Below are 24000 nucleotides of genomic sequence, written 5' to 3' on the forward strand. Positions count from 1 at the left end.
CCTGCCAGTGGCAGGGGCGTCTTGCATCGTGAGGCGTGTTCAGCGTTCCGGACGTCGTCCCTCCGGCGGCGGGCGCTCGCCGACGTTGAGTACCAGGTCGATGCGCTCGCCGCTTCTGATCACGGCGATGGGCAGTTCGGCGCCGGGCTCGATAGCTGCGATATCGGACATCGCCACACGTGCGTCGAGAATCGGCCGGCCATCTACCTCGAGCAGCACATCGCCGGGCCGTAGCCCGGCCTGGGCTGCCGGGCCGTCGGGCACGATGCCGGCGATGACCACGCCGCCTGGGGTCTGCAGACCGAACGAGGCGGCCAGCTCCTGGGTCATTTCCTGGGCCTCGATGCCTAGCCAGCCGCGGATCACACGACCCTGGGTGACCAGCTCATCGAGGATGTTGCGCGCCAGGTTGGCGGGGATTGCGAAACCGATGCCCTGGGAGCCGCCCGAGCGCGAGAAGATCGCGGTATTGATGCCCACCAGGGCGCCTTCGGGATTGATCAGCGCGCCGCCGGAGTTGCCGGGGTTGATTGCTGCGTCGGTCTGGATGAAGTCCTCGTAGGCATTCAGCCCCAGGTGGCTGCGGCCGGTGGCGCTGATGATGCCCATGGTGACCGTCTGGCCGACGCCGAAGGGGTTGCCGATGGCCAGCGCCACGTCACCCACTGCGGCCTGGGTCGAGTCGGTGATGGCGATCACTGGCAGCTCGTCGAGGTCGATGCGCAGCACCGCAAGGTCGCTTTCCGGATCGGTGCCGATGACCTCGGCAAGGGTGTTGCGGCCGTCGCGCAGAGCCACCTGGATCTGGTCGGCGCCGCTGATGACATGGTGGTTGGTGAGCACATAGCCGTCGTCGCTGACGATCACCCCCGAGCCGAGGCTGGAGAGCATGCGTTGGCGCGAGGTGGCGTCATCGCCGGAGAATTGGCGGAAGAAGGGGTCCGACATCAGCGGGTGTTCGTCGCGCTCGACCATGCGTGAGGAGTAGATGTTGACCACCGCCGGGGCGGCGCGGTCGACCGCCGCCGAGTAGCTGAATGGCCCCTGCTCGCGGGACAGCGGATTGGCGGTCTGCAGCTCCGGTGCCGGGCGCGCACCGCCATCTGTCTGGGTCGCCGGTAGCGTCTGGGCCGGCGGTTCGACCCGCTGGGCAGGGGCTGCCGACTGATCGCGGCCGAGCAGTTGGGGAAAGGCGTTGAGCAGCACGATGGCCAGCAGTACACCGATGAGCACGGGCCACACATAGGGCAGCAGGGTACGACGCATGCAAGGTTCCTTGTCGACGGGGCGGTCGCTGGGGGTGGCCACAGTCGTTACAATGGCAGGTCATTGTACCACTGCCTGTTTTGGCCTGTCTGGAGGTGACCATGATCGATCGTCAGGCGCTGGTGGCGGCGTGCGATACGCTGCTGCAGCCGGCGCGCTTCAAGGACTATACCGTCAATGGCCTGCAGGTCGCCGGTCGCCCTCAGGTGCAGCGGGTGATGAGCGGCGTCACGGCCTGCCAGGCGCTGCTCGACGAGGCGCTAGCCTGGGATGCCGATCTGCTGCTGGTGCACCATGGCTATTTCTGGAAGAACGAGCCGCCGGCGGTGACCGGCATGAAGCAGCGGCGCCTCAAGACCCTGCTCAGTCACGACATCAATCTGCTCGCCTATCACCTGCCGCTGGATGCCCATGCGACTCTGGGCAACAATGCGCTGCTCGGCGAGCGACTGGGGTTTACCGCCAACGGCTGTGCCGACGGGGAGATCGGCGAGGGGCTATTGTGGCTGGGGGCGCCGCCGGCGGGGCTCGATAGCCGAGCGCTGGCTGCCCACGTCGGTGAGTGCCTGGGGCGAGAAGCGCTGCTGATCGAGGGGCATCGTGGTGTGGTGGAGCGGGTTGCCTGGTGCACCGGCGGTGCCCAGGACATGCTCATGGCTGCCGCTGACGCCGGCGCACAGCTATTCATCTCGGGCGAGATCTCCGAGCGCACCACGCATATTGCCCGTGAGATGGGCATCAGCTATCTGGCGGCGGGCCATCACGCCACCGAGCGAGATGGCGTCAGGGCGCTGGGCGACTGGCTGGCCGCAGAGCTAGGCGTGGAGCATCGCTTCGTGGACATCGACAACCCCGTCTGACGCCTGCGCCGGTGGCGCAGGCGTCATGCCGCGGATCAGTAGCGGGGCGGCTGCGGTTGGGTGGTGCCGGTGGCGTCGTCGTCGCGGCGCAGGCCGAAGTCCTCGGCCAGGGTGCCATGGTCGCCGTCGGCATAGTCGCGTGGCACCGACGGCGAGTCGTCGTCGGCGCCCAGTGAGTCGTCGTTGGGGGTCAGGCGACGCTTGATCTGCAGGTCGTCGCAGAGGCGATCGGCACCCAGCGACAGCTGCTGCTCGAGCTCCTGACTCTGACGTTGAATGCTGGTCACCAGGTCGGCGGCCCGAGCGAAGTGGTCGTTGAGGGCATCCTTGACCTGGCTGAGCTCTAGCTCGGCCTCGGCCAGGCGCTGGCGAACCTTCTGGTTGCGTGCCACGTTGGCGTTGAGCAGGTGATAGCCCAGCGCGCCGATGCCGATTCCGGCCAGGGCGCTGACGATTGCCAGTATCCAGTCGATATTGCTGTCGTACACGTCGTTCCCCTTTGGTCTTTTCCGCCAGTGGGCGGGGGTAAGCCCCGCGCGGTGCTGGCCGGGCCGGCGCTACCCTTCGGGAAGCGAAGCCGACGCAGCCATTATAGAGGGCACGCCGAGACCGAGGTCAATGCGCCAGACGTGGAAAGTGGCACCGTGCGGCGTGTTTCGCACATGCGAAATGAGTTGCTCGCGGGTATAATGCATCGCTCGACGAGCTGAGTGCGAGGTACGCAAGCTTCCTATGAGTGCGACAACCACCGCGACGAATACCCCGGCGATGCCCGGCCAAGGGCCGCTGGCCCGCTATCGTGCCGATCTCGAGCGCGAGGATTTTCAGTACGATGCGGCCCAGCAGGCGGCGGTCGAGCATCTGCAGCGTCTCTATGAGGCGCTGGTGGCCACGCCGCGCACTGCGCCCAGGCCGGTGGCCTCGGGCAAGGGGCTGAAGTCGAAGATGGCGGGGCTGTTCGGCAGCAAGAAGGTGGCGTCGCCGTTCGAGGAGCCGCCGGCGATCATGGGGTTGTACTTCTGGGGTGGCGTCGGGCGCGGCAAGACCTACCTGGTCGACACCTTCTTCGAATCGCTGCCGTTCCCCGACAAGATGCGTACCCACTTTCATCGCTTCATGCAGCGGGTGCACAACGAGCTCGACCACTACAAGGGCGAAAAGAACCCGCTCAAGCTGATTGCCGCCAAGTTTGCCGGCGAGGCGCGGGTGATCTGCTTTGACGAATTCTTCGTCAAGGACATCACCGATGCGATGATCCTGGCCAACCTGCTCGAGGCGCTGTTCGAGCACGGCGTGGTGCTGGTGGCGACCTCCAATATCGTGCCCGACGAGCTCTACAAGGACGGCCTGCAGCGGGCGCGTTTTCTGCCTGCCATCGAGCTGGTCAAGCGTCACTGTGAGGTGGTCAACGTCGACTCGGGCATCGACTATCGGCTGCGCGCCCTGGAGCGCGCCGAAATATTCCACTCGCCGCTGGATGCCGCCGCCGAGTCGGAGCTGGCGCGCAGCTTCCGCGAGATCGCCGGTGCCGAAGGCGAGGCGGACGCGCCAATCGAGGTCAATCATCGGGTGCTCAAGGCGCGGCGTCTCCACGACGACGTGGTGTGGTTCGAGTTCCTCGAGCTGTGCGACGGGCCACGCAGCCAGAACGACTACATCGAGCTGGCGCGTGAGTTTCACAGCGTGCTGGTATCCAACGTCACCCGCATGAGCGGGGCCAGCGACGACCAGGCGCGGCGCTTCATCAACATGGTCGACGAGTTCTACGATCGCGGCGTCAAGCTGTTGATGTCGGCGGAGGTGGAGGCCGAGCGGCTCTATGCCAACGGGCGGCTGGAGTTCGAGTTTCAGCGCACTCTGTCGCGGCTTCAGGAGATGCAGTCCCACGAGTATCTGGCGCTGCCCCATAAGCCTTGATGGCTTTTGATGGCACCACCGCTCGGGACTGATCCGACGGCAGACCTCCTCTTCGACCTGCCGTCAGCGCCCCTCGCTAGTAGCAACCGCGATAACCATGATTGGTGGGGCACGACGATTGCCTTGGCGTGTCAGGCTCGTGTAGAATGCCGCCTCGCTCGACCGTTGCTGCGCATTTTTGCGTGGCAACCAAGAAAAATAGGGATGGTCAGGTGCCGTTCGCGGTATCGAGACCCAATACATCGATTTGGTGATTCATCCATGAAGACGTTCAGTGCTAAGCCGCAGTCCGTCCAGCGCGACTGGTTTGTCGTCGACGCTACGGACAAGACGCTCGGTCGTCTGGCGACCGAAATTGCACGCCGCCTGCGCGGCAAGCATAAGGCGGAGTATACCCCGCACGTCGATACCGGCGATTACATCGTCGTGATCAACGCCGAGAAGGTCAAGGTGACCGGCAACAAGGCCCAGGCCAAGACCTATTATCGTCACACCGGCTACCCGGGTGGCCTGCGTTCCATGAACTTCGAGAAGATGATCGGCTACGCTCCCGAGCGCGTCATCGAGTCTGCCGTCAAGGGCATGCTGCCGAAGGGGCCGCTGGGCCGCGCCATGTACACCAAGCTCAAGGTCTACGCCGGTGCCGAGCATCCGCACGTTGCTCAGCAGCCGCAAGAACTGAACCTCTAAGGGATACTTCGCCATGACACAGCAGTATTACGGTACCGGGCGCCGCAAGACTTCCACCGCTCGTGTGTTCCTCAAGCCGGGCACCGGCAAGATCACCGTCAATGACAAGGAACTCGACCTCTATTTCGGTCGCGTCACCGGTCGCATGGTCGTGCGTCAGCCCCTCGAGCTGACCGATACGCTGGGCCAGTTCGACGCCTACGTTACTGTCAAAGGTGGCGGCGGTTCGGCTCAGGCCGGCGCCATTCGTCACGGTATCACCCGTGCCCTGATGGTATATAATGAAGAGCTTCGCACGCCGCTGCGTGCTGCCGGTTACGTGACTCGCGATGCTCGCGAAGTTGAGCGTAAGAAGGTTGGCCTTCGCAAGGCACGTCGTCGTCCGCAGTTCTCCAAGCGTTAAACGCGGCAAGACGTTCGAAAAGGCGCTCAGACTCTCCGGGGTCTGGGCGTTTTTTTGTATGTATATCAGGTAGTTGTTGCGTGTCTACCACTTAGGTCAAGGGCCGTATTGCCTTGTGTTTGCGCGCGCGTTTTTTTACCATAGCCTTCATTTGTATCCGTGGGTCGCGGGATACCCTTCCTGTGATACGGCAACGGGTAAGTTGATGGGAGAAACTAGAAAATGGCAGATAACGGCGTAAACAGAGGGCGGCGCCGTTTCCTCGTGGGCGCCACTACCGTCGTGGGTGCGGTGGGCGCTGTCGGGGTTGCGGTCCCCTTTGTGGCTTCTTGGCAGCCCAGTGCCAGGGCAAGAGCGGCGGGTGCTCCGGTGCGGGCCGATATATCCCTGCTGGAGCCCGGTCAGCGCATTACCGTGGAGTGGCGCGGGCGCCCGGTATGGGTCATCAGCCGTACCGAGGAGATGATCGAGCGCACCGAGAATAGCGATCCTGGGCGCTTCTCGGACCCCGACTCCGAGCGTCCCCAGCAGCCCGCCTATATCACCGGCCCGCTACGCTCGTCGCGCCCGGAAATCGGCGTGTTGATCGGTATCTGCACCCACCTGGGCTGTTCGCCGCTGTATCGCCCGGAGCCTGACGCCGTCGACATGGACGACTGGCCGGGCGGTTTCTTCTGCCCCTGCCACGGCTCCTACTTCGACCTGGCGGGCCGTGTGTTCCGCAATGTCCCGGCCCCGACCAACCTCGAGGTGCCGCCCTATCGCTTTGAAGGCGACGAGATCATCGTCGGCGAAGATGAGGAGACTACCTGATGGGTAACCCGAATCGCGTCAAGGCCGAGAGCGGCATCATGCGCTGGGTCGATGACCGCTTCCCTGCCACGCAGTTCTGGCAGGACCACATGGCGAAATACTACGCGCCGAAGAACTTCAACTTCTGGTATTTCTTCGGCTCGCTGGCGCTGCTGGTACTGATCAACCAGATCCTCACCGGGGTATGGCTGACCATGAGCTACAACCCCTCTGGCGAAGGAGCCTTCGCGTCGCTCGAGTACATCATGCGCGATGTGGAGTATGGCTGGTTGATCCGCTATATGCATACCACCGGCGCCTCGGCGTTCTTCGTGGTGATCTATCTGCACATGTTCCGCGGCCTGCTCTACGGCTCCTACAAGGCGCCCCGCGAGCTGGTGTGGATCTTCGGCATGACCATCTACCTACTGCTGATGGCCGAGGCCTTCATGGGCTACCTGCTGCCGTGGGGCCAAATGTCCTACTGGGGTGCCCAGGTGATCATCTCGCTGTTTGCGGCGATTCCGGTGATCGGTCCCGACTTGGCGCAGTGGATCCGCGGCGACTTCCTGATTTCGGGTATTACCCTGAACCGTTTCTTTGCCCTGCACGTGGTGGCGTTGCCGATCGTGATCTTGGGGCTGGTGGTGCTGCACCTGATCGCGCTGCATGAAGTCGGTTCCAACAACCCGGACGGCATCGAGATCAAGGACAAGAAGGACGAGACCGGCAAGCCGCTGGACGGCATTCCGTTCCATCCCTACTACACCGTCAAGGATCTGGTTGGTGTCGCGGTGTTCCTGTTCGTGTTCTGCGTGGTGCTGTTCTACTTCCCGGAAGGTGGTGGCTACTTCATCGAGCGGCCCAACTTCGAGCCGGCCAACCCGCTGGTGACGCCGGATCACATTGCACCGGTATGGTACTTCACGCCCTTCTACGCGATTCTACGGGCGATTACCTTCGACCTGTTCGGTCTCGAGGCTCAGTTCCTGGGCGTGGTGTTCATGGGCGCAGCCATTGCGGTGCTGTTCGTGCTGCCGTGGCTGGATCGTAGTCCGGTGCGTTCGATGCGCTACAAGGGCTGGATGTCGAAGGTGATGTTGGCACTGTTTGCGGTGAGTTTCGTGATCCTAGGCGTGCTCGGCGCGCTGCCGGCCACGTCGCTGCGGACGGCGGTGGCGCAGCTGTGTACGCTGATCTACTTCGCCTTCTTCCTGCTGATGCCGCTCTATACCAAGATGGAAAACACCAAACCCGTTCCGGAAAGGGTGACTGGCTAATGAAAAAGCAACTGTTCGCACTGCTGTTCGCGCTGGTGCCCATGGCGGCGCTGGCCGCTCCGGCGCCGGACGTGCCGCATTCAATGACGCCTGATCTCAACGACGAGGCGTCGCTGCAGCGCGGCATGCAGCTCTACGTCAACTACTGCATGGGCTGCCACGCCCTGGAGTACCAGCGCTTTGCCCGGGCCGCCAATGACTTTGGCATGCCCCAGGACCTGGTCGAGGAGAACCTGATCTTCTCCTCCGAGCTGGCCTTCAACGACCAGATGCGCATTGCCATGAGCCAGGAGGACGGTGAGTCCTGGTTCGGCGCCGCCGCGCCAGAGCTCAGCCTGCACGGCCGCCTGCGCGGCCCGGACTGGATCTACTCCTATCTGCTCGGGTTCTACAAGGACCCGAGCCGTCCGACCGGCGTCAACAACAACGTCTATGAGCAGGTGGCCATGCCTAACGTGCTCGAGCCGCTGCAGGGCGTGCAGGAGATGGTCTGTGCCGAGAGCGACCGGCCCATCGAGGGCGCCGAGCTCGACCCGCTGTCAGGCAAGTATCAGTCCTGTGAAGTGCTGCAGGTCACCCAGCCGGGCAAGATGGAGCCTGACGAGTTCGAGGAAGCGGTCTACGACCTCACCAACTTCCTCGCCTACGTCGGTGAGCCATCCAAGCTGCAGGCCCAGGCGCTCGGCCCCAAGGTGTTGATCTTCATCTTCATCTTCGGCGTCATTGCCTACCTGCTCAAGCGTGAGTACTGGCGCGACGTTCACTGATCGTCAGTCGTGCTAGCGGTGGGGGCGTATGGCCGACCGGGTCATGCGCCCCCTGTATGTCTGGCCTCTGCCTGATCGGCGAGGGCGGGAGCGCTGCTGCCACCGAGGGGTTGCACGGCGTGTTATGATGCAACTTCGAATTGATGCGAGGATTGTTACATGGGTGTAGTGGCCAAGCGTTCGTCGATGACGTTCTATTCCGGTAGTGACGACCACCTCAGCCATCGGGTGCGTATCGTGCTGGCCGAAAAGGGCGTGGCCGTGGACATTCTGGAAGTCGCCGACGGCAGTCAGCACGAGGAGCTCGCCGATCTCAATCCTTACAACAGCGTGCCCACGCTGGTGGATCGCGATCTGGTGCTGTATGAATCCAAGGTGATGATGGAGTACCTCGACGAGCGATTCCCGCACCCGCCGCTGCTACCGGTCTATCCGGTGGCGCGTGCGCAGAGTCGGCTGTGGATGCATCGCATCGAACGCGAGTGGTGTCCGCTGGTCGAACAGATCATTGGCGGCAGCAAGAAGGAGGCCGACAAGGCGCGCAAGGAGCTGCGCGAGAGCCTGGTGGGTATCTCGCCGATCTTCGAGGACATGGCGTTCTTCATGAGCGAAGAGTTCTCGTTGGTCGACTGCTGCCTGGCTCCGCTGCTGTGGCGCCTGCCGGCGCTGGGCATCGAGCTTCCGGAGAAGCAGGTCAAGCCGCTGCTCAGCTACATGGAGCGGCTGTTCGAGCGCGATGCCTTCAAGGCTGCGCTGTCCGAGGCCGAGCGCGAGATGCGCACCTGATACTCATGTCGCCGGTCGCGACCGGCGTGCACCCATTGCAGGAGGCGGACATGCTGTCGAGCCGACCCTATCTGGCCAGAGCCCTCTATCAGTGGCTGCTGGACAACGATCAGACGCCCTACATCGTGGTCGATGCCGAGCACGCCGGCGTTGCCGTGCCGAGCCAGTTCGTGCAGAACGGCCAGATCGTTCTCAATGTGGCACCTACCGCGGTGCGCGACCTGATGATGGAGAACGATGCGATTACCTTCAGCGCCCGTTTTGGCGGCCAGCCGATGCAGGTGGTAGTGCCTAGCCAGGCGTTGATCGCGCTCTATGCGCGCGAAAACGGCGTGGGTATGGTATTCGGTCATGAGCCGGTAATGCCCGGTTTCGAAGCCGAGGTCGCCGGCGACGACGCGGCGGCATCGGAAGATGCGGGACGCTCGCTGTCGAGCGTCGACAGCGACACCGAGTCGTCCGCCGACGTTCAGGCTGAGGCCAGCCAAGAGGGTGATGCGCCGCCCAAGGGGCGTCCATCGCTGCGTGTGATCAAGTAGCGGCGAGGCGCTCACGGACGCATGATGCAAAACGGCAGCCCACTGGGCTGCCGTTTTGCATGGAGGGGTGGCCGTTATCAGTCGAGGTATTCGAATGCCTTGACGATGCGCTGCACGCCGCTGATGCCGGACACCGCATTGACGATGCGGTCTGCTTCCTCGCGGGTGGCGATGCCCATCAGGTAGACGCTCGCGTTCTCGGTGATGGCGCGCACCCGGCGGGCATCGATTCGCTCATCGGCGATCAGCGCCGAGCGCACCCTGGCGGTGATCCAGGTGTCGGTGGTGCGCTGGGCGAGGGGGACGTTGGCGGCCACCGCCAGCTCGTTGTGGACGCGACGCACGTTGCGGGTGCCGGTGGCGACTTGCTGGGCCTTGTCCCTGAGCTCCTCGCTGGGGACCTGGCCGGTCAGCAGTACGATGCCATTGTAGCTGTCGACATTGACCCGGGCGTCGTTGAAGCGCGCATCCTCGCGGGACAGGTTGCCTGAGATGCGACTCTCGATGCCCTGGTCCTCGACCTGGCTGCCGAAGGTTCTGGAACCGTGGTCCTCGGGGCCGGCGGACATCTGCGCGCAGCCCGAGAGCACCAGGCTCAGCGCCATCAGGGCGGATATCACAAATCCTTTTCTCATGCTTATCACTCGCGTTAGGGGGTCAAGATTACTCGCTGCCACCGAATAGCTGCTCGTCGATCAGGTCGCACAGGCAGTGGATGGCCAGCAGGTGGACTTCCTGGATGCGTGCGGTCGAGGTGGCCGGCACGCGAATCTCGCAATCATCCTGGCCAAGCAGGGAGGCCATGTTGCCGCCATCGCGGCCGGTGAGAGCAACCACCGTCATGTCGCGATCGTGGGCGGCCTGAATGGCCTGGATGACATTGGCCGAGTTGCCGCTGGTGGAGATTGCCAGCAGCACGTCGCCGGGCTGGCCGAGGGCGCGGATCTGCTTGGAGAACACCTCGTTATAGCTGTAGTCGTTGGCGATCGAGGTCAGCGTCGAGGTGTCGGTGGTCAGCGCCAGGGCAGGCAGGCTGGGGCGTTCGCGCTCGAAGCGGTTGAGCAGTTCCGAGGAGAAGTGCTGGCTGTCGCCGGCGCTGCCGCCGTTGCCGCAGGCCAGGATCTTGCCCTCGTTGACCAGGCACTGCACCATCATTTGGCTGGCCACCTCAATGAAGGGTGGTAGCACCTCACTGGCATAGGTCTTGGTGTCGATGCTGGCGTTGAAGTGCTCGAGTATGCGTGTCTGGAAATCCATGGTGGCTTCCTGGTCCTTGTCTGTCAGAACGCTTCGAAGGCGCCTCTCACCCACTGGATGTCGAGGTCCGGGGCATGGCCGATCACGGCCACCACGTCGAAGCGGCAGGCACATGATAGCCCGTTGCGCTGTAGATAAAAACGCGCCGCCCGGATCAGGCGGCGCTGCTTGGTGGCGGTGACGAACTCCAGCGGATGGCCGTGGCGGCTGTCGGCGCGGTACTTGACTTCGATGAACACCAGTATCTCCCCGTCGCGCATCACCAGATCCAGCTCGCCACCCTTGGCGTGCTGGTTGCTGGCCACCAGCACGAGGCCGCGCTGGATCAGCCAATTGGCCACGCTGCGCTCGATCTGCGCACCGCGCTGGCGGGCGTCAGCGGGCCCGGCCATCGTCGAAGACGCTGTCGTTGTCGCTGTCGTTGTCGCTATCGGGGTCGCGTAGTTGCGGGACACCATTGCCCATCAGCTCGTTGCGATGGATCAGGTCCAGTGGCAGCTGGGGTACACCGTTGGCGAAGGTGGCCCAGGGCAGCTCGCGGTAGATGCGGCCGTCGCTCTCGGCGCGCAGTATGCCGGTGGCACCCTGTACCTCGCTGCCGGAAATGGCCTGCAGCTGAGGCAGGCGGCGCGCCAGTTCGTAGGCGTCGACGCCCATGGCGTTGAGTTTGAACAGCGCCGGATCGTTATCCTCGCGCAGCGTCATGTAGCTGCCGAAGAAGGGCACGGCGTTCTCGCCGCCCACCGCGGCGTTGGGAATCAGCCAGGGAATGTCGGGAAACTGCACGTCGTCCAGATCATGGTCGATGCGCGGCTGCGGACGACCCTCGTAGAGGTGCGAGGTGGCATAGATGGGCAGGTTGCTGGCGTAGTAGTAGTCGAGCATCGGCGGTACCTGGCGGGCGTAGCTGGGCAGTGCGAGCAGGAACAGCATGTCGACGTTACCCAACTGAGCGCGCTCGCCGCTGACACTGAGCAGCGGGCGCACGGCGCCTGCCACCGAGCCGCCGGGTTCATAGCGTACCGCCGAGGTAACGCTGCCGCCCTGGCGCTCCCACTCGTGGCGGAAGGCGTTGCCGACGCGCTCACCCCAGTCGTTGTCAGGAATCAGTACGGCGCTGCGGCGGTGGCCGTCGAGGTAGGCGCGGCGTGCCGCCTGGCGCGCCTCGTCTTCCGCCGACAGGCCGTACTGGAAGAGGCCTTCGGCGTTATTGCGCTGACCATGGCCGTAGTTCAACGCCAGGGTCGGCAGCGGCACGCTGTCGCGGTTCTCGAGCTCGGTGACCTGGTCCTTGTCGAGGGGGCCGATCACCACCTGAGCGCCGACCATGTTGGCCTCGGCGTAGAGCGCCTGGAGATCGCCGCTGCTGGCGTCGATGAAGGTCATTTGCGGCGTCGACTCGCCGTTGTTGCCGGCTTCCATGTGGCGGGCCTGCAAGCCGCGGCGAATCTGCTCGGCGACATCGGCCAGCGGGCCAGACTCGGGCAGTAGTACGGCGATGCGGCGCACGTCCTGATCGCGCAGCTCGCGCAGTTCTGTCAGTTCGCTGGGTGGCCGCCGCGCGGCGGGGTGGTTGGGATTGCGCTCGCGCCATGCGCCGAGGCGGTCGAGAAAGCGGGTGATGTCGCCACCGCTCTGGCGCTGCAGGTCGATGACCTCGAGCCAGCCGGCGGTGAGGGCGTCCGGGTCTTCACTGAGCGTTGCCAGCTCCTGGCGATTGAGGCGGGTCAACTGGCGCCAGATGTCATCGTTGAGCACCGGGTTGTCGGTGTCGGCTTGGACCCGTAGCAGGGCGCGCGAGGCCGCCAGCGGCTCGCCGAGGCGGCCCAGCGAGAGCCCCTGGCGATAGCGCAGGGCGTTGCGGTCATCGCTCTCCATGCGGATATCCTCGTCGAGGATACGGGTCGCCTGAAGCACCCTGGTATCGTCTTCCAGGTCATAGGCCAGGCCCGACAGCAGCAGTGCCCACTGCACGCGCTGGGCGTCCTCGAGCAGGCTGTCGTCGAGGCTCTCGGCGACCTCGAAGGCCTGCGCCTCGTCGCCGCGCCGTGCTAGGATGTCGGCCGCCTCGAGGCGCGTGGCGGCAGCCTCTCCGGGGGGCTGGTCGGCGGCGCGTTCGAGCAGGGTCTCGGGCTCGGGATCGGTGAGCCTGTCGACTATCCCGGTGGGCGCGGCACAGCCCGCCACCATCAGCGCCAGCAGGGCGGCAAGCAGCAGGCCGCGAGGCGATTTGTCCATAAATCCTATTCCCTTGTCTGGGTCCTATCAGAGGAACCGTTATGTCTGACTCAGCGTATGGGGCATTGTACGTGGTCGCCACGCCGATTGGGAATCTCGACGACCTCTCCCCGCGCGCCGCGCGGCTGCTCGGCGAAGTGGCGCTGATCGCCGCCGAAGATACCCGTCACAGCGCGCGGCTGCTGCGTCATCTCGGCCTCGAGCGGCCGATGCTGTCGCTGCACGAGCACAACGAGGCGGCGCGGGTGGCGCAACTGGCCGAGCGCCTGGTCGCCGGCGATGACGTGGCCTTGATCAGCGACGCCGGCACGCCGCTGATCTGCGATCCGGGATTCGTGCTGGTGCGCGAGCTGCGCGCGGCCGGCCACCGTATCGTGCCGGTGCCGGGCCCCTGCGCGCTGGTGGCGGGGCTCAGTGCGGCGGGCCTGCCCACCGACCGCTTTACCTTCATCGGTTTCCTGCCGGCCAAGTCGGCAGCCCGCCGGGCGCGACTCGAGTCGTTGGCGGGCCGCGACGAGACGCTGGTCTGTTATGAGTCGCCGCACCGTATCCGTGCGACGCTGGAAGACCTGGCAGCAGCGCTCGGCGAGCGCCGCGTGGTGCTGGCGCGGGAGTTGACCAAGACCTTCGAGACTTTCCTCGACGGCAGTGCCGAGATGTTGCTGGCGCGCATGCAGGAGGACCCGGACCAGGCCCGCGGCGAGTTCGTGGTGATGATCGGCGGCGCGCCGCCGCGCGAGGAAACCGACCAGGCGTTGCTCGAGGCCGATCGGCTGCTCGCTGCGCTGCTGGCCGAAGGGGTCGGCGTCAAGCAGGCCGCCTCGGTGGCAGCGCGGGTGTTGGGCGGCGCCAAGAAATCCTGGTATGCACGGGCCCAGGCGCTCAAGGATGCCGGCTGAGTCACTGTCGCGGTTGCCTCCAGCGAGGGACGCCGGGGACAGGTCGAAGAGGAGGTCTTTTTCCAGGGAAGGAAAAAGTAGCGCCCAGGGACGGGTTTACAGCGCCTCCTCGCAGGCCTGTCGACGGATCAGTCCCGAGCGGTGCTGCTCTCTGCGATTGCCCTGAGTTTCTCTCCTGGCCGCTTGAGAGGGGGCTGGCGCGCTGTTATTCTTCCCGGCTTGGGAGTCGGCCAGACAGTCGCCGCCAGCCGCGCTGCTTGCAGTGTGGGTGGGGGAGGAAAGTCCGGGCTCCATAGGGCAGAGTGCCAGGTAACGCCTGGGCGGCGCGAGCCGACGGCTAGTGCAGCAGAGAGTAGACCGCCTACGTCTCCTTCGGGAGGCCGGTAAGGGTGAAAGGGTGCGGTAAGAGCGCACCGCGCGCCTGGTAACAGTGCGTGGCACGGTAAACCCCACTCGGAGCAAGACCAAATAGGGACCCAATGGCGTGGCCCGCGCTGGGTCCGGGTAGGTTGCTTGAGCGCTGCGGCAACGCAGCGCCTAGAGGAATGGCTGTCCACGACAGAACCCGGCTTATCGGCTGACTCCCTCCCATTCCCGTCGCTGACCGCGATTTTTCGGCCACCCGCAGTTCCCGCATCGAGAAATTCATGTCCTCACCCGAGAATGCCGCGGCCCCGTCCTCCTATCGACACTCGAGCGTGCTGCTCGACGGTGCGGTTGAGGCGCTGCTGCACGACCCCGACGGCATTTATCTGGACGGTACCTTCGGACGCGGCGGCCACTCGCGGGCAATCCTCGAACGGCTCGGCGACGGCGGCCGGCTCGTCGCCATCGACCGTGATCCCGAGGCGCTGGCCGCCGCCGGTAGCATCGACGACCCGCGCTTCAGCATCGAGCGCGGCGAGTTCGCGCGACTCGGCGAGATCGCCGAGGCCCATGGCGTGCACGGCAAGCTGGCCGGCATATTGCTCGATATCGGCGTCTCGTCGCCGCAGCTCGACGACCCCGAGCGTGGCTTCAGCTTTCTGCGCGACGGCCCGCTGGACATGCGCATGGACCCCGATCAGGGCGAGAGCGCGGCGCAGTTCCTGGCGCGTGCCGGCGAGGCCGAGATGGCCGGCGTGTTCAAGGCCTACGGCGAGGAGCGCTATGCTAAGCGGCTGGCGCGGGCGATCATCGCCCGCCGCAGCGAACGGCCCTTCACCCGCACCGCAGACCTGGCCGAGGTGGTCAAGACCGCCCACCCGGCCTGGGAGAAGCACAAGCACCCCGCCACGCGGGTCTTCCAGGCGCTGCGTATCCAGGTCAACGCCGAGCTGGAGCAGCTCGATGCGGCGCTCGAGGCAGCGCTAGAGGCGCTGGCCCCCGGTGGGCACCTGGTGGTGATCAGCTTCCATTCGCTGGAGGACCGGCGGGTCAAGCGCTTCATTCGCGACCACGTGCGTGGCGATAGTCACTTGCCGCGCGGCATGCCGATCCGCGATGATCAACTCGAGCGGCGTCTCGAGGCGCTGGGCAAGGCGCGCCGCCCCGGCGCCGACGAGGTCGACGACAATCCGCGGGCGCGCAGTGCGGTGATGCGTGCCGCGCGCAAGCGCAGCTGAGGGCGGGCGATGAGTCAGCGACGCAAGCGGTTTGCCGGGCTGTTGGGATGGCGTCAACGACTGCACCTGTTGGTGGTGATTGGGCTGGTGGTGGCGACCCTGGTCAGTGCCATGGCGGTGATCGCCTCCAGCCACCTGACTCGCGTGCAGTATGCCCGCCTGCAGCAGCTCGAGCGTGAGCAGAACCAGCTGCAGACCGAGTGGGGGCAGCTGCTGCTCGAGGAGAGCGCTTGGTCGTCGCCGGCGCGTATCGAACGCCTGGCCATCGAGCGCCTCGACATGCGCCTGCCCGATGTCAACGAGGTCGAGGTCATCCGCCCATGAGAGCCGACCCCCGGGATGCCGTCACGCCGCGCCGGCCGCCGCCCAATCAGCCGCTGGGCGGCGGACGCTACGCGCTGATGGTGGGGCTGGTGCTGATCGGCCTGGGCCTGCTGGCGGTGCGCATCGTCAACCTGCATGTGATCGATCGCCCCTTCCTGCAGGGGCAGGGCGACGCCCGTACCCTGCGCACCGATACCATTCCCGCTCACCGCGGCATGATCACCGATCGCAACGGCGAGCCGCTGGCCATCTCCACGCCGGTGGTGAGCCTGTGGGTCAACCCCCAGGAACTGCCGGAAGACACCATCCAGCGGCTGATGCTGGCCCAGGCGCTGGGCACCGACCTCGACCAGCTCAACGAGCGCCTGGCGCGCTTCAGTGAGCGCGAGTTCATGTACCTGCGGCGCATGCAGACCCCGGATGACGCCCAGCGGGTCCTCGACCTGCGCCTGCCCGGGGTCTACGGGCAAAACGAGTACCGCCGCTACTATCCGGCCGGCGAGGTCGCCGCCCAGCTGCTCGGCGTGACCAACGTCGACGACCAGGGCCAGGAAGGACTCGAGCTGGCCTACCACCCCTATCTGGCCGGGACCCCCGGGCAGCGGCGCGTGCTCAAGGACCGTCGTGGGCGGCTGGTGCGCGACCTGCAGTTGCTGCGTGAGGCGCGCCCCGGCGGCGACCTGACGCTGTCCATCGACCAGCGCCTGCAGTACATGGCCTATCGTGAGCTCAAGGCGGCGGTCACCGAGCACGGCGCCGATGGCGGCAGCCTGGTGATGATGGACGCACGCACCGGCGAGGTGCTGGCGATGGCCAACCAGCCCTCCTATAACCCCAACAACCGTGCCGGCATCGACCCGCGCGGCCTGCGCAACCAGGCCATCGTCGATGTCTTCGAGCCGGGGTCGGTGATGAAGCCGCTGGCCATGGCCGCAGCGCTGGAGAGCGGCGAGTACAGCCGCGACACGGTGATCGACACCTCGCCGGGCTGGATGCGCATCGATCGCTTCACGATTCGCGATTTCCGCAACTACGGCGAACTCGACCTCGCCGAGATTCTCGAGAAGTCGTCGAATATCGGCATGTCGCGCATCGTCCTCGAGCTCGACGAAACGGCGGTGCCCGACAAGTATCGCCAGCTGGGGCTCGGCCAGAGCCCCGAAACCGGCTACCCCGGCGAATCCACCGGCACCTTACCGGCGCCGACGCGCTGGTCGCGCAGCCAGCGCGCGGCGCTCTCGTATGGCTACGGCATGTCGGTGTCGACCCTGCAGCTGGCCAGTGCCTATACTGCCATCGCCAACCGGGGCCAGCGGCTGTCGCCGTCGCTGCTCAAGCTCGATGAGCCGCCGACCAGCACCCCGGCCATCGACCCGGCGGTGGCCTATGATCTGCTGCGGATCATGGAAGAGTCGGTGCAGCCCACCACCGGCGGGCGGCGCGCGGCGGTACCTGGCTACCGGGTCGCCGGCAAGACCGGCACGGTGCGCAAGACCGCCGCCGGCGGCTACTCCGAGGACGCCTATCGCAGTGTGTTCGCCGGCATTGCGCCGGTCTCCGACCCGCGTATCGTCACGGTGGTGATGATCGATCACCCCCGCGGCGGGGAGTATTACGGCGGGGCAGTGGCGGCACCGGTGTTCTCGCGGGTCGTCGGCAATGCGCTGCGCCTGCTCGACGTGCCGCCGGACCAGCGCAGCGAGCCGGTCGAGGTCGACCGGCAGAACCTCGAGCCCATTCCCCCCTGAAAGGACATCAGATGCAGGTCGATCGCCAACGACTGACCCAGGCGCTGAGCGAACGCTGGCCCGACGCCGCGGTTGCGCGCCTCCCCGCCACCCAGCACCTGCGCCTCGAACTCGACAGTCGCCGGCTGGCGGCCGGCGATCTGTTCGTGGCGCTGCCGGGGGTCAACCTCGACGGCCGCGATTTCGTGGACCAGGCGCTGGCCGCCGGGGTCGCAGCGGTGCTCTATCATCTCGACGACGGCGAGTCGCCGCCGGCGGATCCGCGCGTGCTCGGTCTGCCCGGGCTCAAGGCGCAGCTGGGGGCGCTGGGGCGCGAATTGTGTGGCGTAGCGGAGAGCCTGCAGCTGATTGGCGTCACCGGTACCAACGGCAAGAGTTCGGTGACCCACTACATTGCCGCACTGAGCGAAGCGCTGGGGCGTACCTGCGGCGTGGTTGGTACCCTTGGCGCCGGGCGCGTCGGCAGCCTGGCCGATAGCGGCCAGACCACTCCCGGACCGCTGGCGCTGCAGGCCGCACTCGGCGAGCTCGGCGACCAGGGCGTCACGCGGGTGGCCATGGAGGTTTCGTCCCACGCCCTCGACCAGGGGCGCCTGGCCGGCTGTCGGCTGGCGGCGGGGGTGTTCACCAACCTGAGTCGCGATCATCTCGACTACCACCCCAGCATGGCCGCCTATGCCGCGGCCAAGGCGCAATTGTTCAAGCGCGACGAGCTCGAACTGGCGGTGGTCAACGCCGACGATCCGCTGGCACGGCTGATGCTGGCCGGGATCTCGGAGCGGGTGCGGGTGCTGGCCTGCGGCGAGGATGAGGCGACCACGCTGAGGGTCGTCGAGTGGCTGCCTCACGCGTCCGGCCAGCGGGCGCTGATTGCCACGCCGCTGGGCGAGCGGGTGCTGGAGCTGGACCTGATGGGGCGCTTCAACCTCGATAACGTACTGCTGGCGATGGCCACGCTCTACGGCCTGGGGGAGGATCTCGACGCGCTGCTGGCGGCGGCCGCCGCGCTTGCGCCGGTGCCCGGGCGCATGCAGCGCCTGGCGGCGCCCGGCGGGCCGAGCGTGGTGGTCGATTATGCACACACGCCGGACGCCCTCGACAATGCCCTGCGCGCGCTGCGCGCCCACCTCGGTGAGACGGCGACCCTGTGGTGCCTGTTCGGCTGCGGCGGCGATCGCGATCCCGGCAAGCGGCCACTGATGGGGCAGGTCGCCGAGGCTCAGGCCGGGCGGGTGGTGATCAGTGACGACAATCCGCGCAGTGAAGACCCGGCAGCGATTCGCGGGGAGATTCGCGCCGGGTTGAGTGCGCCCCAGGCCGACAGTGTGTGGGAGGTCGATGGCCGCCGCGAGGCGATTGCTCGTACGCTGGCCGCGGCCGGGCCCGAGGATATCGTGCTGATCGCCGGCAAAGGCCATGAGGCCTATCAGGAGATCGCCGGCGTGCGCCACGCCTTCAGCGACCTGGTCGAGGCCGAGGCGGCGCTGGCACGGCGCGGAGAACGCTCATGAGCGCGGGGTTGAACACCCTCGGTGAGGTGGCCGCGGCGCTCGGCGTCGCAGCGCCGGACGAGGCGGGCCTGGCGCTCGGCGCCATCACCACCGACACTCGGGCGCTGGCTGCGGGGGCGCTGTTCGTGGCGCTGCGCGGCGAGCGCTTCGATGGCCACGATTTCATTGCCCAGGCGCGTGCCGCCGGCGCGGCGGCGGCGGTGGTCGAGCAGCGCCTCGACGATCCGCTGCCGCAGCTGGTGGTGCCCGATAGCCGCCTCGCCCTGGGATTGCTGGGGCTGGCACGGCGGCGGGCCTGGGCGCAGGCCGGTGGCCGGCAGCTGGCGGCGATTACCGGCAATAGCGGCAAGACCACGGTCAAGGAACTGCTTGCCGGTCTGCTCGCTCAGCAGGGGGCGACGCTGGCCACCCGCGGAAACCTCAACAACGATATCGGTGTGCCGCTGACGCTGCTCGAGCTGTGCGACGAGCATCGCCATGCGGTGATCGAACTGGGCGCCAACCATCTGGGCGAGATCGCCTGGACCACCGTGCTGGCGGTGCCCGACGTGGCGCTGATCACCAATGTCACCGGGGCCCACGTTGGCGAGTTCGGCGGCATGGGCCAGATTGCCCTGGCCAAGGCCGAGATCCTCGCCGGACTCGGGCCGCGGGGAGTCGCGGTGCTCAACCGTGACGATCGCTTCTATCCGCTATGGCGGCGCCTGGCCGGCGAGCGTGAGGTGATCGACTTCAGTCTCAGCGATGCCGGAGCACGGGTCACGGCCGGAGCGCTGGCCTGTGACGAGCTGGGGCGCTATGCTTTCACGCTGTCCTTCGATGGTCGCCAACTGGGGCGCGTGACGCTTGCGCTACTGGGCCGTCATAACGTGGCCAACGCGCTGGCAGCAGCAGCGGCGGCCCTGGCCATGGGGCTCGACGGTGACGCCGTGGTCCGTGGGCTCACGGTAGCGGCGCCGATGGCGGGACGCATGGCCGTGGTCGCGGGCCTGCGCGGTACGCGGCTGATAGATGATACCTATAATGCCAACCCCGGCGCGGTGAAAGCGGCGCTGGATGCGCTGGCCGACATGCCGGGACCGCGCTGGTGCCTGCTGGGCGTCATGGGCGAGTTGGGCGAGGCGTCGCCGCGGCTGCATGCCGAGGTCGGACGCTATGCGCAGGAGAAGGGGATCGATTTTCTCGGCACCACCGGTGACGCCGCGCGCGAGGCTGCGACGGCCTGCGGCGCTGCCGGCTGCCATTTCGACGATTGGGAGGCGCTGGTGCGCCATGCCCTCAACCATCTGCCGCCAGGGGCCAGCGTGCTGGTCAAGGGCTCGCGCAGTGCCGGCATGGAACGAGTGATTGCCGCCCTGCGCGCTGATGCATCAAGGTGAACGCGACACATGCTGCTTTATCTGGCCAATTTTCTGGCGCAATTCCAGAGCGCCTTCAATGTCTTCAACTACCTCACCCTGCGCATGATTCTGGGGACCATCACCGCACTGCTGCTCTGTCTGTGGCTGGGACCGCTGATGATCCGCCGCCTGGTCGAGCGGCAGATCGGCCAGGCGGTGCGCGACGACGGCCCACAGTCGCACCTTTCCAAGGCGGGTACGCCGACCATGGGCGGGGCGATGATCCTGATGGCGATCGCCGTGAGCACCCTGCTGTGGGGAGACCTTGCCAACCACTACGTGTGGATCGTGCTCGGCGTCACGCTGGGCTTCGGTGCGATTGGTTGGGTCGACGACTACCGCAAGGTGGTGGAGAAGAACCCGCGCGGTCTGCCGGCGCGCTGGAAGTACTTCTGGCAGTCGGTGATCGGCCTGGCCGCCGCGGTGCTGCTCTATACCACCGCGGCGAGCCCGGTGGAGACCAGCCTGATCGTGCCGCTGTTCAAGGACATCGTGGTGCCGATGGGGGTGTTCTTCATCGTGCTGACCTACTTCGTGATCGTCGGCAGCTCCAATGCCGTCAATCTCACCGACGGCCTCGACGGCCTGGCGATCATGCCTACTGTGCTGGTGGCCATGGGCCTGGCGGTATTCGCCTACGCCAGTGGTAACGCGGTGTTCGCCAACTATCTGCAGATCCCAATGATTCCCGGCGCCGGCGAGCTGGCGGTGTTCTGCGCCACCATCGCCGGCGCCGGTCTCGGTTTCCTGTGGTTCAACACCTACCCGGCCCAGGTCTTCATGGGCGATGTCGGCGCGCTGGCACTTGGCGCAGCGCTGGGGGTGGTGGCCGTTATCGTGCGCCAGGAGATCGTGCTGTTCATCATGGGCGGAGTGTTCGTGATGGAGACGGTATCGGTGATCCTGCAGGTCGGCTCCTACAAGTTGACCGGCCGTCGAATCTTCCGCATGGCACCGCTGCATCACCACTTCGAGCTCAAGGGCTGGCCGGAACCGCGGGTCATCGTGCGCTTCTGGATCATCACCGTGGTACTGGTGCTGGTCGGCCTGGCCACCCTGAAGGTGCGCTGACGTGGTTCAGGCAGCGGCACGGGTCAGCGTACCGGCGGGCATGACGCTGGTGGTGGGGCTGGGTATCTCGGGGCGGGCGATATGCCGCCACCTGAGCCGCTGCAAGGTGCCCTACATGGTCGCCGATACCCGCTCGGCGCCGCCCGGCCTCGATGACTTCCACGCCGCACACCCGGGTGTCGAGATCTACTGTGGGCCGCTCACCGGTCTCGACTTGAGCCAGGTCGAGGAGGTGGTGCTGAGCCCCGGGGTCGATCCTGCCACGCCGGGGCTCGCCGAGTTGACCGGACGCACCCGGGCGGCCACCGGCGAGCCGCTGGTGGTGGGGGAGATCGCGCTGTTCGTGCGCGCGACGCAGGCGCCGATCGTCGCCATCACCGGCTCCAATGCCAAGTCCACCGTGACCACCCTGCTCGGCGAGATGGTCCAGCAGGCGGGGCGCCGGGTGGCGGTGGGGGGGAACCTGGGAACGCCGGCGCTGGACCTGCTGCACGACACGCCGGATGCCGACCTCCATGTGCTCGAGCTGTCGAGCTTCCAGCTCGAGACCACGCCGTGCTTGGGCGCCGAGAGCGCGGTCTTCCTGAACCTCTCCGACGACCACCTCGATCGCCATCGTGATATGCACGGCTACCGTGCCGCCAAGCTCAGGGTCTTCCATGGCGCCCGCCATGCGGTGGTCAACGCCGAGGACTCCATGACCTGGCCCGAGTCCCCTTTGCCAGCACAGGACCGTTTCACTACCCAGGCCCCCAGGGCCGGCGAGTGGGGCATCGGCCAGCACGCCGGGGAGGCGTGGCTGATGCATGGCAGCGACCCCCTGATGCCGGCTGGTGAGGTGCGACTCCCGGGGCGCCACAACCAGGCCAATGCGCTGGCGGCGCTGGCCGTGGGCCATCATCTGGGGCTGCCGGTGTCGGCCATGCGCGGTGTGCTGGGGCGCTTTGCCGGCTTGCCGCATCGCTGTGAGTGGATCGCCGAGATCGATGGCGTGAGCTGGATCAACGACACCAAGGGCACCAATGTCGGGGCGACCCTGGCGGCGATTCGCGGCATTGGGCCGACGCTCTCTGGCAAGCTGATCCTGCTTGCTGGCGGTGTCGGCAAGGGGGCCGATTTTTCGCCTTTGGCCACGCCCGCGGGCGAGTACGTGCGTACGGCGCTACTCTTCGGGGTGGACGCGGAGCGCCTGGCCGGGGCACTGGGCGCAGCCGTCGAAACGCACTGCGTCGAGGATCTGGTGGCGGCCATGGCGTTGGCGAAAACTCTGGCGAGCCCCGGCGACTGCGTGCTGCTGTCGCCGGCCTGCGCGAGTTTCGATCAGTTCGCCAACTACCAGGAACGTGGCGAACATTTCCGCCGTTGGGTATTGGCCCGGCAGAGGGAGGTTGACGCATGAAGGCAGGAACTCGGCGCCGCTCCTGGGGGGCGCGCTTCTCCACCGCGGATCAGCCGTTCGACGCCTGGCTGCTGCTGGCGGCTGTGTCGCTGTTGTTGATCGGCTGGGTGATGGTCACCTCGGCCTCCACCGAGGTGGCCTCGAGCCTCACCGGCAATCCCTATTACTTCAGCATCCGCCACGGCATCTTCGTGGTGCTGGCGCTGGGCGTGGGTATCGGCGCGTCGCGAGTGCCGCTGGTGTGGTGGAAGGTCAACGGCCCGCTGCTGCTGCTGGTAGGGATCGTGCTGCTGGCGCTGGTGTTGATCTTCGGTCGCGAGATCAATGGCAGCAAGCGCTGGTTGTCACTGCCTGGGGTGCCCTTCAACCTGCAGGCCTCCGAGGTCACCAAGCTGTGCCTGATCGCCTACATGGCCGGCTACCTGGAGCGCTTCCTGGTCGAGGTGCGCCAGCACTGGGGCGCCTTCCTGCGCCCGCTGCTGGTGGTGGCGCTAATCGCGCTGCTGCTGATCCTGGCGCCCGATTACGGCGCGGTGGTGGTGATGACCGGCTGCGTGATGGGCATGCTGCTGATGGCCGGTGCGCCGCTATGGCGTTTCGGGCTGCTGCTGATGGTGGTGGGGTTGCTGGGTTTCTATGTCGCCATCGCCGAACCCTATCGCCTGGCACGCCTGACCAGCTTCGCCGACCCCTGGGCCGATCAGTTCGCCAGCGGCTACCAGCTGACCCAGGCGTTGATCGCCTTTGGCCGTGGCCACTGGCTGGGGTTGGGATTGGGTAACAGCGTGCAGAAGCTCTTCTACCTGCCCGAGGCGCACACCGACTTCGTGTTTGCCGTGATCGCCGAGGAGCTCGGCCTGTTCGGCGCCATCGCGGTGGTCGGACTGTTCGCGCTGCTGGTGTTTCGCGCGCTGACCATCGGTCGCCGCGCGGAACTTGCCCGGCTGCCGTTCGCCGCCTACCTCAGCTACGGTATCGCGCTGGTGATCGGCTCCCAGGCGTTCATCAATATCGCGGTGAGTACCGGTATGCTGCCGACCAAGGGCCTGACGCTGCCGCTGCTCAGCTATGGCGGGTCGAGCCTGCTGGTCAGCGCGGCGATGGTCGGTCTGTTGATTCGCGCCGATGCCGAGACGCGGCGCGCCCTGCGGCGTGCCCAACCCACCGCACCGCGGGCGCGCAGCGCCGGTAGTGCACGTTCGACAGGAGACGCCAAGTGAGTCAGCGTTTTCCCCGGCGCGTATTGATC

Annotated in this window: 24 protein-coding genes and 1 other RNA gene; 19 read left to right on the forward strand and 6 right to left on the reverse strand. The window is 66.3% G+C overall.

The genetic code is table 11. The features are described 5' to 3' along the window. Window positions 1-39: 39 nt before the first annotated feature. The gene (locus CK498_RS17185; protein ID WP_095622074.1) at window positions 40-1266 is read right to left on the reverse strand and encodes a trypsin-like peptidase domain-containing protein; all 1227 of its coding nucleotides are present in this window, start codon (window positions 1264-1266) and stop codon (window positions 40-42) included. 101 nt (window positions 1267-1367) lie between these two features. Here CK498_RS17185 and CK498_RS17190 point away from each other — a divergent pair, with 101 nt between their 5' ends. After that, window positions 1368-2126: a Nif3-like dinuclear metal center hexameric protein gene (locus CK498_RS17190; protein WP_095622075.1), complete on the forward strand. Its 759-nt coding sequence runs from the start codon at window positions 1368-1370 to the stop codon at window positions 2124-2126. 35 nt (window positions 2127-2161) lie between these two features. On the opposite strand, the gene CK498_RS17195 is transcribed toward CK498_RS17190, so the two are convergent. After that, window positions 2162-2614 carry a YhcB family protein gene (locus CK498_RS17195; protein WP_095622076.1) on the reverse strand — a complete coding sequence of 151 codons (453 nt, stop codon included), beginning with the start codon at window positions 2612-2614 and terminating at the stop codon, window positions 2162-2164. A 244-nt stretch (window positions 2615-2858) separates the two neighbouring features. Here CK498_RS17195 and zapE point away from each other — a divergent pair, with 244 nt between their 5' ends. From zapE to CK498_RS17235, 8 genes are all read left to right on the forward strand, one after another. Further along, window positions 2859-4043 carry a cell division protein ZapE gene (gene zapE / locus CK498_RS17200; protein WP_095622077.1) on the forward strand — a complete coding sequence of 395 codons (1185 nt, stop codon included), beginning with the start codon at window positions 2859-2861 and terminating at the stop codon, window positions 4041-4043. A gap of 261 nt (window positions 4044-4304) precedes the next feature. After that, window positions 4305-4733 (forward strand): 50S ribosomal protein L13, encoded by a 429-nt coding sequence (gene rplM / locus CK498_RS17205; protein WP_076748510.1) that lies wholly within the window; start codon window positions 4305-4307, stop codon window positions 4731-4733. Window positions 4734-4746: 13 nt separating this feature from the next. Beyond that, window positions 4747-5136 carry a 30S ribosomal protein S9 gene (gene rpsI / locus CK498_RS17210; protein ID WP_095622078.1) on the forward strand — a complete coding sequence of 130 codons (390 nt, stop codon included), beginning with the start codon at window positions 4747-4749 and terminating at the stop codon, window positions 5134-5136. 222 nt (window positions 5137-5358) lie between these two features. Next, window positions 5359-5949 carry a ubiquinol-cytochrome c reductase iron-sulfur subunit gene (petA, locus tag CK498_RS17215; RefSeq protein ID WP_095622079.1) on the forward strand — a complete coding sequence of 197 codons (591 nt, stop codon included), beginning with the start codon at window positions 5359-5361 and terminating at the stop codon, window positions 5947-5949. Then, complete coding sequence (locus CK498_RS17220; RefSeq protein ID WP_095622080.1) at window positions 5949-7208, forward strand: cytochrome b; 1260 nt, start codon at window positions 5949-5951, stop codon at window positions 7206-7208. The genes petA and CK498_RS17220 overlap by 1 nt, the downstream gene beginning before the upstream one ends. Then, window positions 7208-7975: a cytochrome c1 gene (locus CK498_RS17225; RefSeq protein WP_095622081.1), complete on the forward strand. Its 768-nt coding sequence runs from the start codon at window positions 7208-7210 to the stop codon at window positions 7973-7975. Before CK498_RS17220 ends, CK498_RS17225 begins: the two co-directional genes overlap by 1 nt. A 159-nt stretch (window positions 7976-8134) precedes the next feature. Further along, on the forward strand, window positions 8135-8761 hold the full coding sequence (gene sspA / locus CK498_RS17230) for a stringent starvation protein SspA (RefSeq protein WP_095622082.1): 627 nt from the start codon (window positions 8135-8137) through the stop codon (window positions 8759-8761). Window positions 8762-8811: 50 nt separating this feature from the next. Next, window positions 8812-9300, forward strand: a complete 489-nt coding sequence (locus CK498_RS17235) for a ClpXP protease specificity-enhancing factor (RefSeq protein ID WP_095622083.1) — start codon at window positions 8812-8814, stop codon at window positions 9298-9300. A 77-nt stretch (window positions 9301-9377) separates the two neighbouring features. Here the strand turns inward: CK498_RS17235 and CK498_RS17240 are convergent, their stop codons facing one another. Genes CK498_RS17240 through CK498_RS17255 form a run of 4 tightly spaced genes read right to left on the reverse strand, consistent with a single transcriptional unit; the run spans window position 9378 to window position 12795 of the window. Further along, entirely contained in the window at window positions 9378-9935 is a 558-nt protein-coding gene (locus CK498_RS17240) for a BON domain-containing protein (protein WP_095622084.1), read from the reverse strand. Between the two features lie 28 nt (window positions 9936-9963). Further along, window positions 9964-10557, reverse strand: coding sequence for a phosphoheptose isomerase (locus CK498_RS17245; protein ID WP_095622085.1), 594 nt, complete (start codon window positions 10555-10557; stop codon window positions 9964-9966). 23 nt (window positions 10558-10580) lie between these two features. Next, entirely contained in the window at window positions 10581-10949 is a 369-nt protein-coding gene (locus CK498_RS17250) for a YraN family protein (RefSeq protein WP_095622086.1), read from the reverse strand. Continuing rightward, a complete protein-coding gene (locus tag CK498_RS17255) occupies window positions 10933-12795 on the reverse strand; it encodes a penicillin-binding protein activator (RefSeq protein ID WP_095622087.1) in 1863 nt (620 codons plus the stop codon). Before CK498_RS17255 ends, CK498_RS17250 begins: the two co-directional genes overlap by 17 nt. A gap of 41 nt (window positions 12796-12836) precedes the next feature. On the opposite strand from CK498_RS17255, the gene rsmI reads away from it, so the two are divergent. The 10 genes from rsmI to ftsW all read left to right on the forward strand — a co-directional run bounded on the left by rsmI (window position 12837) and on the right by ftsW (window position 23971). Then, window positions 12837-13694 (forward strand): 16S rRNA (cytidine(1402)-2'-O)-methyltransferase, encoded by an 858-nt coding sequence (rsmI, locus tag CK498_RS17260; protein ID WP_095622088.1) that lies wholly within the window; start codon window positions 12837-12839, stop codon window positions 13692-13694. Between the two features lie 222 nt (window positions 13695-13916). Further along, window positions 13917-14283, forward strand: an RNA gene (gene rnpB, locus CK498_RS17265) — RNase P RNA component class A. 58 nt (window positions 14284-14341) lie between these two features. Continuing rightward, window positions 14342-15298 carry a 16S rRNA (cytosine(1402)-N(4))-methyltransferase RsmH gene (gene rsmH, locus CK498_RS17270; protein WP_095622089.1) on the forward strand — a complete coding sequence of 319 codons (957 nt, stop codon included), beginning with the start codon at window positions 14342-14344 and terminating at the stop codon, window positions 15296-15298. A gap of 9 nt (window positions 15299-15307) precedes the next feature. Then, entirely contained in the window at window positions 15308-15622 is a 315-nt protein-coding gene (gene ftsL, locus CK498_RS17275; protein WP_095622090.1) for a cell division protein FtsL, read from the forward strand. Next, the gene (locus tag CK498_RS17280; RefSeq protein ID WP_095622091.1) at window positions 15619-17370 is read left to right on the forward strand and encodes a peptidoglycan D,D-transpeptidase FtsI family protein; all 1752 of its coding nucleotides are present in this window, start codon (window positions 15619-15621) and stop codon (window positions 17368-17370) included. The genes ftsL and CK498_RS17280 overlap by 4 nt, the downstream gene beginning before the upstream one ends. Before the next feature lie 11 nt (window positions 17371-17381). After that, on the forward strand, window positions 17382-18881 hold the full coding sequence (locus tag CK498_RS17285) for a UDP-N-acetylmuramoyl-L-alanyl-D-glutamate--2,6-diaminopimelate ligase (RefSeq protein ID WP_095622092.1): 1500 nt from the start codon (window positions 17382-17384) through the stop codon (window positions 18879-18881). Beyond that, entirely contained in the window at window positions 18878-20260 is a 1383-nt protein-coding gene (locus CK498_RS17290; RefSeq protein ID WP_095622093.1) for a UDP-N-acetylmuramoyl-tripeptide--D-alanyl-D-alanine ligase, read from the forward strand. The genes CK498_RS17285 and CK498_RS17290 overlap by 4 nt, the downstream gene beginning before the upstream one ends. A gap of 9 nt (window positions 20261-20269) precedes the next feature. Beyond that, the gene (gene mraY, locus CK498_RS17295) at window positions 20270-21352 is read left to right on the forward strand and encodes a phospho-N-acetylmuramoyl-pentapeptide-transferase (protein ID WP_095622094.1); all 1083 of its coding nucleotides are present in this window, start codon (window positions 20270-20272) and stop codon (window positions 21350-21352) included. 40 nt (window positions 21353-21392) lie between these two features. Then, complete coding sequence (gene murD, locus CK498_RS17300) at window positions 21393-22751, forward strand: UDP-N-acetylmuramoyl-L-alanine--D-glutamate ligase (RefSeq protein ID WP_095622227.1); 1359 nt, start codon at window positions 21393-21395, stop codon at window positions 22749-22751. Then, entirely contained in the window at window positions 22748-23971 is a 1224-nt protein-coding gene (gene ftsW / locus CK498_RS17305; RefSeq protein WP_095622095.1) for a putative lipid II flippase FtsW, read from the forward strand. Before murD ends, ftsW begins: the two co-directional genes overlap by 4 nt. Window positions 23972-24000 lie beyond the last annotated feature (29 nt).

It is taken from the genome of Halomonas salipaludis (assembly GCF_002286975.1).
Lineage (GTDB): Bacteria > Pseudomonadota > Gammaproteobacteria > Pseudomonadales > Halomonadaceae > Franzmannia > Franzmannia salipaludis.